The 12015-nt window shown below is 62.9% G+C and carries 8 protein-coding genes; all 8 read right to left on the reverse strand.

The features are described from left to right. Window positions 1–104: 104 nt before the first annotated feature. Window positions 105–905, reverse strand: coding sequence for an endonuclease/exonuclease/phosphatase family protein (locus J3P94_RS12615; RefSeq protein ID WP_434573785.1), 801 nt, complete (start codon window positions 903–905; stop codon window positions 105–107). A 149-nt stretch (window positions 906–1054) separates the two neighbouring features. Continuing rightward, window positions 1055–1342 carry a hypothetical protein gene (locus J3P94_RS12620; protein WP_434573786.1) on the reverse strand — a complete coding sequence of 96 codons (288 nt, stop codon included), beginning with the start codon at window positions 1340–1342 and terminating at the stop codon, window positions 1055–1057. Window positions 1343–1657: 315 nt separating this feature from the next. Continuing rightward, window positions 1658–2422, reverse strand: a complete 765-nt coding sequence (locus J3P94_RS12625; protein WP_434573788.1) for a PIG-L deacetylase family protein — start codon at window positions 2420–2422, stop codon at window positions 1658–1660. Window positions 2423–2668: 246 nt separating this feature from the next. Continuing rightward, window positions 2669–4828 carry a glycogen debranching protein GlgX gene (gene glgX / locus J3P94_RS12630; RefSeq protein WP_434573790.1) on the reverse strand — a complete coding sequence of 720 codons (2160 nt, stop codon included), beginning with the start codon at window positions 4826–4828 and terminating at the stop codon, window positions 2669–2671. Between the two features lie 146 nt (window positions 4829–4974). Continuing rightward, entirely contained in the window at window positions 4975–5328 is a 354-nt protein-coding gene (locus tag J3P94_RS12635; protein ID WP_305500620.1) for a DUF2934 domain-containing protein, read from the reverse strand. Window positions 5329–5348: 20 nt separating this feature from the next. After that, the gene (locus tag J3P94_RS12640; protein WP_434573792.1) at window positions 5349–8135 is read right to left on the reverse strand and encodes a malto-oligosyltrehalose synthase; all 2787 of its coding nucleotides are present in this window, start codon (window positions 8133–8135) and stop codon (window positions 5349–5351) included. Beyond that, window positions 8132–10210 (reverse strand): 4-alpha-glucanotransferase, encoded by a 2079-nt coding sequence (gene malQ / locus J3P94_RS12645; RefSeq protein ID WP_434573794.1) that lies wholly within the window; start codon window positions 10208–10210, stop codon window positions 8132–8134. The genes J3P94_RS12640 and malQ overlap by 4 nt, the downstream gene beginning before the upstream one ends. Beyond that, window positions 10207–12009, reverse strand: coding sequence for a malto-oligosyltrehalose trehalohydrolase (treZ, locus tag J3P94_RS12650; RefSeq protein ID WP_434573796.1), 1803 nt, complete (start codon window positions 12007–12009; stop codon window positions 10207–10209). Before treZ ends, malQ begins: the two co-directional genes overlap by 4 nt. Window positions 12010–12015 lie beyond the last annotated feature (6 nt).

Below are 12015 nucleotides of genomic sequence, written 5' to 3' on the forward strand. Positions count from 1 at the left end.
AAGGCTCACGGGCCTCGCAACGCTTGCTGTATATGGGGCACGCTAACAACGGATGATGAGGGTCGCTACTGTCAGATCTTACAGGTCAGCGATGGTGACCGCGGCTACAGGTGCACCTCCACCGACAGCGGCAAATGGTCGCTCAGGTGTGTCCAAGGTCGGTTGCCGAGAATCTGCGGAGCATGGCTGGTAGCGTTGCGCAGATAGATCCGGTCCAGGCGCAGCAGGGGAAAACGCGCCGGATAGGTCCTGGCCGGGCGGCCATGGTGGTGTTCGAAGGCTTCGTGCAGGTAGCGGCGGCGGGCGAGGGTGGTGTTGCCGCGCAGCTGCCAGTCATTGAAATCCCCCGCAATGATGACGGGCGCGTTTTCGGGCAGCGAATCGAGTAGCTTGCAGAGCAATTGAAGCTGCAGTTGGCGATGGCTTTCGAGCAGGCTTAGGTGAACGCAGATCCCATGGACTTCCGCGTGCCCTGGCACGTCCAGCACACAGTGCAGCAACCCGCGCCGCTCCGGGCCGGTGATGGACACGTCCAGATTGCGGAACTGGCGGATCGGATATTTCGAGAGCAGGGCATTGCCATGGTGGCCGTCGGGGTAGACCGCATTCCGGCCATAGGCGAAATCGCTCCACATGCTGTCGGCGAGGAACTCGTACTGCGAGGTCTGGGGCCAATTGTCATAGCGTGACGCGTGGCGGTCGTGTTCACCCAGCACTTCCTGGAGAAATACCAGGTCGGCCCCCGTGCTGCGTACCGCTTCGCGCAGTTCGGGCAGGATGAAGCGGCGGTTGAGGGCGGTAAACCCCTTATGCGTATTGACCGTCAGGACCCGCAGCCGATGAACCGCCGCAGATGCATCCACCGCCGCGGGTTGCTCGGCCTGCCAGTTGGAATCGCCAGTCACGTTCACTCCTGAATCAGACGTATGTGTTCATGCGACTGACGGCGGCTGCGGCAGTTCCGGATTTGTTGAATGTCGAGTCCGGGCCATCCGGAGCACCCAGGCACAACACAAAATCCTGTGGGAGCGAGCCTGCGCGCGATGGCGGTGTTTCAGGCGATGAAGATGCTGAATGGACTGGCCTCTTCACGAGCAGGCTCGCTCCCACAGTGGAGCTGCGCCATCAGGAGCATCGCTTTAGACCTTGATCTTGATCTTGATCTTGATCTTGATCTTGATCTGATCTTGATCTTGATCTTGATCTTGATCTTGATCTTGATCTTGATCTTGATCTTGATCTTGATCTTGATCTTGATCTTGATCTTGATCTTGATCTTGATCTTGATCTGGAACGCCCCGTTAACCACGCTGGCCGAACGCAGGCATTGCGCAGTGGGCAACCCGGCATGGATGCCGGGTTAGCCGCGCTGGGCCATGGATGGCCCTTCGCGGCGGCCCACGGAGCAATGTCGGAGTGAGGGCACACCGAGCCTAGGCGAGGTGCCGAGTGGTGGGGCGAAGCGTTTTTGCTTACTTTTGGCGCTTTTCCAAAAGTGAGCCGCCGTAAGGGCGGAACCCTAAGTGGCCATTACCGCAGCAAAGGATATGTACCCAACAATCCCCGCAGCCGTCAGCCCGTTATCGCGAGCAAGCTCGCTCCCACAAGGTTGTGGTGCCCGGGATAAACAGGCCCTAGCCACAGGACGGGGAACTGATCAGATGAAAACGATTTCGTACGGCATGCCCATGCGGTCGAGAATCACCCGCGGTACCAGCGGCGCGATACCGTTGGCGGGTTCACCGTTGAGCTGGCTGGAGTAGGCATGCATGGCGTGGCGCTTGCGAGCGGTGGTCCAGACATCCAGACGCAGTTTGCGAGCCCGATGCCAGGGGATCCTCTTCTGTTCGCGGACGGGCCAATGCCACGCCCATACCGGCAGTTCGTTGAACACCGCGCCGATCGCTTCGGCTGCCTGGGCCCCGGCGCGTCCGACAGTGTCGTGATCGCTGTCGCCGTCCTGGCGCCAGGTGCTGAATATCACATCACCGGGACGAAGATGATGACCGATGAACGCGGCCAGTGGCTCCTCGTGCTCGGCCAGGCTCTTTTCTGGAAAGCCGCCGCGCACCCATTGCAGGCCATTGGGCGGCACACCCAGGCGATGCAGGGCGTCGACGCTTTCCTGAGGGTGGGGGCGGAACGTGCGCAGCCGCTCATCGTTCCATAATGGCGAACCCGGATGGCCGAGGCTGCCGTCGGTGACGGAGATCAGTAGCATGGGATGGTCCAGGTTGCTCAACAACTGGAGCAGTCCGCCGCAGGCACCGACCTCGTCGCCCGGGTGCGGGGCAAGGATGACCGCGCGGGAGCCGGCGGGTATGAGTGTCTGGGTGCTGATGATGGGAATGTCGGCCAGTTGCGGCGCGCTGTTCCATATCTGGGGATGCTGCCGGCCTTGCAAGCGGGAGGCGGGTTTCATATGAGGCTACGTCCTTGTGCTGTTCAATCGTTCAGTCATGCACCGGACCGACTGCCCGGCGTCGCCCCGCAGGGCTGACTGTGATTCGCGGCGCTCCGAGTCCTGGAACCGCCGTACGGGAAGTATTGACTATGCTGGCGGTTTCGTCGCGTCAGATTGCGTATCTGAACCGCTTTTTTTTATTCGAACTGCGTCGTCTGAGTGACCAGAAAAACCGCGTCCCTGCGGTTTTGTCGATTTGCCGTCTTATTCCTCTTCGTCGCGTTGCAGCTCGAACAACAGCAACGAGCGGCCGGTCACGGAGTATTCGGCATCAAAATCGAAGCGCTCCTGGCCGCGCACCGTCGGCTGGTTGGTGTCCACCATGCACGTCCAGAAACTGCCTTCCGGCACCTCCGGCAAGCGGAAATTGACGATGTCATGGTGTGCGTTGACCACCAGCAACAAGGTAGCGTCGCCCCCTTTGCGGCGGATACCGGTTTCCTGGGCGCGCCCGTCCATCAGCATGCCCAGGCAGCGGTTCTGGCCGTCCTGCCAGTGTTCAACGGTCATCTCGTTGCCATCCGGGGCCAACCAGGTGACATCCTTGACGCCGATGTCCTCGTTGTAATTGCCCACCAGGAAGCGTCCGCGCCGCAGGATCGGGTAAGTCAGACGCAGCTTGATCAGACGCTTGACGAACTTGAGCAGCGCCGCGCCATCCTCGCTCAGGTCCCAATTGACCCAGCCGATCTCGCTGTCTTGGCAATAGGCATTGTTGTTGCCATGCTGGGTGCGGGCGAACTCGTCGCCCGCGACGATCATCGGCGTGCCTTGGGCGAGCAACAGCGTTGCGAAGAAGTTACGCATCTGCCGGTGGCGCAGCGCGTTGATCTCGGGATCATCCGTCGGACCTTCGACGCCATGGTTCCAGGACAGGTTGTTGTTGCTGCCGTCCTGGTTGTTTTCGTCGTTGGCTTCGTTGTGCTTGTCGTTGTACGACACCAGGTCGTGCAAGGTAAAACCGTCGTGGGCGGTGACGAAGTTCACCGAGGCATAAGGGCGTCGACCGCGCTGGTTGAACATTTCGCCCGAAGCGGTCATGCGGCTGGCGAAGTCGGCGAGTTGGCCGTCGTCGCCTTTCCAGAAGGCGCGCACGGTATCGCGGAACTTGTCGTTCCATTCGACCCAGCCCGGCGGGAAACCTCCGACCTGGTAACCTCCAGGCCCGCAATCCCAAGGCTCGGCGATCAGTTTCACCTGGCGCAGCACCGGATCCTGGCGACAGGCGACGAGGAAGCTGTGGCGTTCATCGAAACCGTCATGGTAGCGACCCAGGATCGTCGCCAGGTCGAAGCGGAAGCCATCGACGTGCATTTCGGTGGCCCAGTAGCGCAGGGAGTCAGTGACCATCTGCAGCACACACGGGTGGCTCAGGTCGAGGGTGTTGCCGGTGCCCGAGTCGTTGATGTAATAGCGCTTGTCGTCGGGCATGAGCCGGTAGTACGAGGCATTGTCGATCCCGCGCATGGACAGGGTCGGGCCCTGTTCGTTGCCCTCGGCGGTGTGGTTGTAGACCACGTCGAGGATCACTTCAAGATTGGCCTCGTGCATGTGCGCGACCATTTCCTTGAACTCGGCGATCTTGCCGCTGGCCAGGTAACGCGGGTCCGGGGCGAAAAAGGCGATGCTGTTGTAGCCCCAGTAATTGGTCATGCCTTTGTGCAGCAGGTGCTGGTCATTGACGAACGCATGGACGGGCATCAGTTCGACCGAAGAAACCCCCAGCTTGCGGATATGTTCGAGTACATCGTCGACCATCAGGCCGCCGAAGGTGCCACGCAGGTGCTCAGGCACTGCGGGATGGCGCATGGTGATGCCGCGCACATGGGTCTCGTAGAGGATGGTCTTGTCCCACGGCACGCTGACGCGATGGTCGTTGCCCCAGGTGTGGGCCGGGTCGATGACCTTGCACTTGGGCACGAAAGGGGCGCTGTCGCGTTCATCGAAACTGAGGTCGCCGTCGGGGTGACCAATGGTGTAGCCGAACAAGGCCTCGGACCATTTCAGTTCTCCCACCAGCTGTTTCGCGTAGGGATCGATCAGCAGCTTGTTGGGGTTGAAGCGGTGGCCATTCTCCGGATCGTAAGGGCCATAGACACGGTAGCCATAGATCAGCCCCGGATGGGCATCGGGCAGATAGCCGTGGTAGATCTCGTCGGTGTACTCCGGCAACTCGATGCGTTCGAGTTCGACTTCGCCGGTGTCATCGAAAATACACAGTTCGACCTTGGTGGCGTTGGCTGAGAACAACGCGAAATTGACCCCCAGGCCATCCCAGGTCGCGCCAAGCGGAAACGGCAGCCCTTCACGAATCCGCGAAGCCTCGATAACCGGCGGCGGCGTGGTTTTTTTTGGACGGGTCATAGTTGCTCCTGCAAAAGACAGATTCGGTGATGCGACGCACGCAGGACTGCGTGCCATGCGCTTGTGGTGGGAAGATAAAGCCCCATGCCACAAGCAGGCCCCTTCATTGGAAGGAGCACGGGCTTGAGAACGATGAGTTTGCTGGATCAGACCGCCGGTGGTTTGCGCACCGCTCGTGGCTTCTTCGCGGCAGCCTTGTCGGCGGGCGGGACCACTGCGGCAGTCGCCGCGGAGGGTTTGGCCGCAGGCTTGGCCTTGGGCGTGGTGTTCTTCGCAGCGGTCTTGGTCGCAGCGCTCTTGGCGGGTGCCGGCTTGGTGCCGTCAGTCTTGCTGGCGGCGGTCTTGCTCGCTGCTTTTGGCGGCTTGCTAGGCGCCAGTGCCTCGGCTTCAGCCAGTTTGCGCGCCATTTCCCAGTGACGTTTTTCCTGCCCGGCGGGCTTACCCTCCGACTCCCAGATCTGATAGGCAAATTCACGAATGCGTTTATCGTCGGTACTCATCGCAGTGCTCCTGACTAAACTCAAGATTCAATAAAGACATTGACCGGGAAATCCCCCAGCGCGGCGCTGACCATCAGCTCCCTTTGGGGTGTGACTGCTGCGCTTGCAAAAAGTCCCTTCAGTTTTCCATCCTCGGCGGCGAACGGTAACGACACCCGGGTATCGCCCCAGTCCGATGCAGCCACGTGGGGCAAGGCACCGTTTTCCAGCAGGCGGGCGGCGTGCACCGGGACCACCACAATCGCCCGCTGCTGCTGGTATTCGCGCATGAATGCCAGCACCCGCCCGGCGTGTTCGCCAAGCACCGGCAGCGGTTGATAGCTGCCTTGGCGAAACAACTGCGGGTATTCGGCGCGCAAGGCCAGCGTCCGCGCTATCAGTGCCTGCTTGACCCGACCGTCGCGCCAGTTGCGTACCAGCGTCGCCGGTGAGCTGTCGCCCTGTACCGCCTCACGGCGAGCATTAAAATCCACCGGGCGACGGTTGTCCGGATCCACCAGGCTGAAATCCCAGAACTCGTTGCCCTGGTACAGGTCCGGAACGCCGGGTACGGTCATGCGCAGCAAGGTTTGCGCCAGACTGTTGAGGGCGCCCGCCGGAGCGATGGCCTGGACCGCCTCGGCGATGGCGCTGCGCAACGGCAGGCCCTCGTCGCACAGCAGCAACCGCTCAAGGAACATCTGGGTGGCTTGCTCATAGGCATCGTTGACCGCCGCCCAGCTGCTTTGCAGCTTGGCTTCGCGCAGGGCCTTGCGTTGCCATTGCCACAGGCGTTCGCTGTATTCGGCCAAGGCTTTGGGGTCCTGCAGGTCGAGGTCCAGCGGCCAGCTGCCGAGCAGGGCCTGGTAGAGGATCAGTTCATCACCGGCCGATGGGGCCGCCGGGTCGCTGTGCAGCGACGGTGAGAGGATGCGCCATTGCTCCACGCACGCGGTGTACCAATCCGGGCGTTCGCTGATCACTGCCAGCCGGGCTCGGGTGTCTTCGCCGCGCTTGTGGTCGTGGGTCGCGGTGGTGACGAGGTTGTCGGGAAAGTGTTCGAGCCGTTCCCGGCACGCGTCATGGAATTCCTCGGCCGGGGCACTGAAGCGCTCGGTGTTGTAGCCCACGTCATTGCGTGAAAGCAGTACCGCCGAGCGATACAGTGCGGTGTCCTCGACAGCCTTGGCCGCTGCCGGCGAGGTCAGTTGCTGGAAGCGTACGCAGGCATGGCGCAGGCGTTTGCGCTCACTGCCGCGAGGCCGCTTGCGCCATGGCATGCCACCGAGCCAGTCGGCGAGGCAGTCGAGCACTGGCCAATCGGCTTCGCTCAGGGTTTGCCGGGCGCCTTCCAGCGCTTTCTGGAAAAACACTTCATCCTCGGCGGAGCGCCCCAAAGGATTGATGTACGTGCGATACACCGGGAAATGCACGATCAACTCCTGCAACGCCCGACGAATCGCCCCCAGGGTCAAATCGCGGGTCATCACATCGTCCCGCGCGACTTGCAGCAGGGCCTGTGCCACGCTTTCGAAATCCCCGGCGAGGGAACCGTTGAGAATCTGCTGGCGGGCCAGGCGGGCCTCTTCGATGAAGTGCGCCGGGCGCTCGCTGTGCCGGCTCCAGAACTCGGCGAGGGGCTCGGCGCCGGCCGGGTCGTGCTGCAGCAGCGAAATCTGGTTCATGAACTCGTAACCGGTGCTGCCATCGATGGTCCAGTCGCGGCGCAGGGTTTCGCCGTCGCCGAGGATTTTCTCGATGAAAATCGGCAGGTGCCGCGAGGGCGAAAGCGAGTCCACGCGACGGCGCAGCTTGCGGCAGTAACCGCGAGGGTCGGCCAGGCCGTCGATGTGGTCGATCCGCAGGCCGTCCACCAGCCCCGCGGCGATCAGCTCGAAGATCTTGGCGTGGGTCGCCTCGAACACCGCCGGACGCTCGACCCGCAGGCCGCCCAGTTCGTTGACATCAAAGAAGCGCCGCCAGTTGATATCGTCCGCCGCCGTGCGCCAGCTGGCGAGCCGGTAGCTCTGGCGCTCGAGCAGTTGGTGCAGGCGCTCGAACCCCGCGGGCTCGGTGGAATCGTAGCCGCGCAGGTTGTCTTCGATGGCGCTGAGGATGTTCGTTTGTTTGGCAAGGTCGCGCAGCTCTTGCTGGAGCGGGCGGGCGAGGGAGTGGGCGTCGGTCTGGTAGTTCAGCGTGGTGAAGCGCTCGGCCAGCGCCTTGAGCGCGTCGACCTGCTCGGGCTCCAGAGCGTCCCCAGGTTTGAGCAGCTCACCGTATTGCATCGGGCAGATAGGGAAACGGTGCTCGTAATGTTCGACATGGAAGCTGCCTTGCGCGGCATCGAAGCGCAGTTTCAACGTGCCTTCCTGCAGCGCCACGCCATAGTCGCTGCCCAGGAATGGCAACAGCAGCTGGCCTTCCATCAGCGGGTCGGGGGAATGCCACTGGATGTCGAAGAATTCGCCATAAGGGCTCAAGCGTCCCCACTCCAGCAGGTCCAGCCACCAGGGGTTGTCGTTGCCGCCAACGGCCATGTGGTTGGACACGATGTCGAGAATCAGGCCCATCCGGTGCTCGCGCAAAGTGGCGACCAGGCGCTTTAGCGCAGCCTCTCCGCCCAGCTCCGGGTTGACCTGGGTCGGGTCGACCACGTCGTAGCCGTGCATGGACCCGGCCCGTGCCTTGAGCAGGGGAGACGCATAGATGTGGCTGATGCCCAGCGCTGCGAAATAGGGCACTTGCGCTACTGCATCGTCGAGGGTGAAGCCTTTATGAAATTGCAGGCGCAAGGTGGCCTGCAGCGGTTGGATCAGTGTCTGGTTCATCGGTCACGCTCGTTCGCCTGAAGTCTCGCGCAGGCGAGTATTTCCAGACGCCGTGCGGCGTCCGGGTCATCCAGCAGCGCGCGGCTTTCCAAAGCCAGGCGCCGCCGCCAGTTGGGGTGGGTGTCGGTGGTGCCGGGCAGGTTGGCCTGTTCGTCGATACCCAGGGCATCTTCCAGGGGCAACAGCACCAGCGGCGCGCGGGTATGGCCGAGGAAGCGCACGCTGGCGTCCAGCACCTGGTCGGTTTCGCGGTGTTCTTCGCGAAAATTCTGCGGGTCCTGGTTCAATGCATTGCGTAACCCGTCACGCTCGCGTTGGCGGTGCCGGCGCCAGTCCATCTCGGTGTGGGAGTCGATCAGGTCCAGCCGGGCGTTCCAGTCGATGTCGTGACCGTGCCACCAACCGTTCAGGGTCGGCAGGTCATGGGTACTGGTGGTGGCCAGGGCGTCATCCGGCCAATCGAGGATCGGCTTGAAGTGGGTATTGTCCTGTTCGAACAACAGCACGCGCATGCCGAGGATGGCGCGGGCCGCGAGTTTTTCCCGCAGGCCTTCGGGCACGGTGCCAAGGTCCTCGCCGAGCACGATGGCCCGGTGGCGATGGGATTCCAGCGCCAACAGCCGCAGCAGATCATCGATTGGGTAATAGAGGTAGGCGCCATCGGTGGGCGGGGCGTCGTTGGGGATCACCCACAATCGTTGCAGGCCCATGATGTGGTCGATGCGCAAGCCGCCGGCGTGGGCGAAATTGGCTCGCAACATTTCTATGAACGCGCGGAAACCGTTGCGTACCAGCCCCTCTGGCGAGAACGCCGAGATACCCCAGCCCTGGCCGGAGCGGTTGAGAATATCTGGCGGTGCGCCGACGGTGAGCGAGGCGAGCAATTCATCCTGGCGGCTCCAGGCCTGACTGCCGGCACCATCAGCGCCCACGGCGAGATCGGCGATCAGGCCGATGCCCATGCCACTGGACTTCGCCGCGCTCTGGGCGCGCTCCAGGCAGCGGGCAATCAACCATTGGCAGAAGGCGTAGAAGCCGATCTCATCTGCGTTCTCTTCGGCGAAACGGGCCAGCGCGGCGCTGCGCGGATCGCGCCATTCTTGCGGCCATTGGCGCCAGTCGAGGCTTTCGCCCCGAGCGGCGCGATCGGCCTGGAGGGCTTCGAAGCGGCAATGGTTTTCCAGGGCCTCGCCGCTGCTGTGGCGGAAACTGCTGAAATCCTCATGCAGCGGATGTTCGCCCTGGCTGAAGCCGTCGTACAGCGCGCGAAGAACCCGCTGCTTGGCTTCGGCAGCCACCGGCCAGTCGATCAGCGGCTGCTCTTCGAGGCTGCGCAACTGGTTGGTCAAACCGGTGGCGTCGATGGCCGTGCGCAACGCACGCTCGCCAAGGATGGTGCCGGGCGCGGCGTACAGGCTGTTGAGGAAAAGCCGGCTGGAGGGCGAATATGGGCTGTAGCGCCCGGTATCGCTGCTGAACATCGCATGCATCGGGCTGATGGCCAGGGCGTCGGCACCACGTTCGCCGGCCACCCGGGCCAGTTCTTCCAGGGCCTGGGTGTCGCCGAAGCCGCCATCGCCAGGGCGGCGCAGGGAATAGAGTTGCGCGCTCAGGCCCCAGACCCTGGGGATCGGGTCGTCCACCGCATCCGCCACGCTGTAGCAACGGGCGGGCGCCACCGCCAGGGTGAAATGCTGGCCCTGGATGCTGACCTGCTGATAGCCCACCGGGACGATCCCCGGGAGCGTCGCGTCGGCGTCAAGTTTCAGATTCAGCGTCGCGCCATCTTCAAGCTGGATCTCGCACGGGGTCGCGGGTTCGAAATAGCGGCTCAGGTCAACATTCACGCCTGCGTCTGCGGTAAGCAGCGGCGGCAGGCGATGGTTCTGTTGGTCTTCCTGCAACTGCAACAGGCTGGCGTCGATTTCCTGGGCAGTGCCGGCGGGATGCCCCAGGCCGGTGAGGACCGAGCGCAACACCGCGGGTGAAACTTTCTGGGCACGGCCATTGGCATCGATCCAGTCCACCGCCAGGCCCGCTCGGCCAGCGAGGATTTCCAGTTGCGCATCGCTCATAGGCGCTCTCCAGTGATATTGGGCAAGGTTGTCGCTTGCGTCAGACTGACCAGCGCGCTGTGGGGCGTGAGCACCCCTTGTTGCAACAGACCCATGGCCTGCGATGGATGTTCGAAAAGAATCTGCGCATCTTGCGGTGCGCTGTGTTCGACCGGTTTGTCGCTGAGGTTCAGGTCGATGCGCAACACGCTGCCGTCGCCCATCTGCCAGCGCGCGCTGACGGCGCCATGGCCCAGCACATCCGCGCCCAGGGCATGGGCGGCGGGCAGGCGCGGGACGATTTCCTCACGGCGGATCTTCAATAACTGGCGATAAAGGGTTTCGCAGGCCAGTTGTTCCGGTTGATGGGCTTCCAGGTTGGGGCGTGAAGCGTCGAACGTGCCGGCCGCGTTCGGGTCGGGAATCCGCTCGCGTTTCTCGGGGTCGGCAAAGGCTGCAAAGGCCTTGAACTCGTTGCGTCGACCTTCGCGCACCAACTCCGCCAGTTCGCCATGGTGGCTGGTGAAAAACAGGAACGGTTGTTCGGCGACCACTTCATCGCCCATGAACAACAGCGGGATCATCGGTGACAGCAATAACAAGGCGGTCGCGGCTTGCAGCGCCTCTGGCGGGGCCAGCTGGTGCAGGCGCTCGCCCAAGGCCCGGTTGCCGATCTGGTCGTGGTTTTGCAGGAACAATACAAATGCGCTCGGCGGCAGGTGGCCGCTGGGCTCGCCGCGGGATTCACCGTGGCGGTTGGTATGGCCCTGGAACACGAACCCCTGGCTCAGGCAGCGCGCCAGCTTTTCCGTGGTCTGCTCGGCATAGTCGGCGTAATAGGCATCGGTCTCGCCGGTCAGCAGCACGTGCAAGGCGTTGTGCCCGTCATCGTTCCACTGGGCATCGTAGCCGTGCTCCAGCAGGCTGGCCTGGTTGTGTTCGTTCTCGACGGTCAACCAGACGTAGCGCGTCGGGTCGACCTGTTGGCGCACCGTGGTGGCGAGCTCCTGGAGGAAGTCCGGGTCTTCGATCGCATGCACGGCGTCCAGGCGCAGGCCGTCGAAACGGTATTCGAGCAACCACATCAGGGCGTTTTCGATGAAGAAATCGCGGACCTCGCGGCGCCGGAAGTCGATCGCCGCGCCCCAGGGCGTGTGCTTGTCTTCGCGAAAGAAGCCCTTGGCGTAGCGGTGCAGGTAGTTGCCATCGGGGCCGAAGTGGTTGTAGACCACATCGATAATGACCGCCAAGCCATGACCATGGGCGCTGTCGATCAGATGCTTGAGCTGGTCCGGCGTGCCATAGGAGGCCTGGGGAGCGTAGGGCAGCACACCGTCGTAGCCCCAGTTGCGATCGCCGGGAAATTGCGCCAGGGGCATCAGTTCAATGGCGGTCACGCCAAGCCCGGCCAGGCGTGCCAGTTGCTGCTCGACGCCTTCGAAGCCACCGAGGGCGCCAACGTGCAGTTCGTAAATGACCGCGTCGTACCAGGGGCGACCGGACCAGCTGGTGTGTCGCCATTGGTAGGCGTGGGGGTCGACCACCACGCTGTGGCGATCGATATCACCGTCCTGGGCGCGGGAGGCTGGATCGGGCACCTCCAGCTCGCCATCGATGTTGAAGCGGTAACGAGTGCCAGCGGGGCAACGGGCCTGGATCATGAACCAGCCGTTGGCCTGAGGCAGCATCGGTATGGATTCTCCAGTGTCGAGTTCGACACTGACGTAAAAGGCATCCGGGGCCCATAGCGCGAAGCGGGTGTGCTCGGAATCGAGCAAGACCGCGCCGTGGGTCCAGGTTTCAGGCGTCCTTGACGGCATCGGTTA

This window comes from Pseudomonas sp. Z3-8, from assembly GCF_051131975.1.
Classification (GTDB): domain Bacteria; phylum Pseudomonadota; class Gammaproteobacteria; order Pseudomonadales; family Pseudomonadaceae; genus Aquipseudomonas.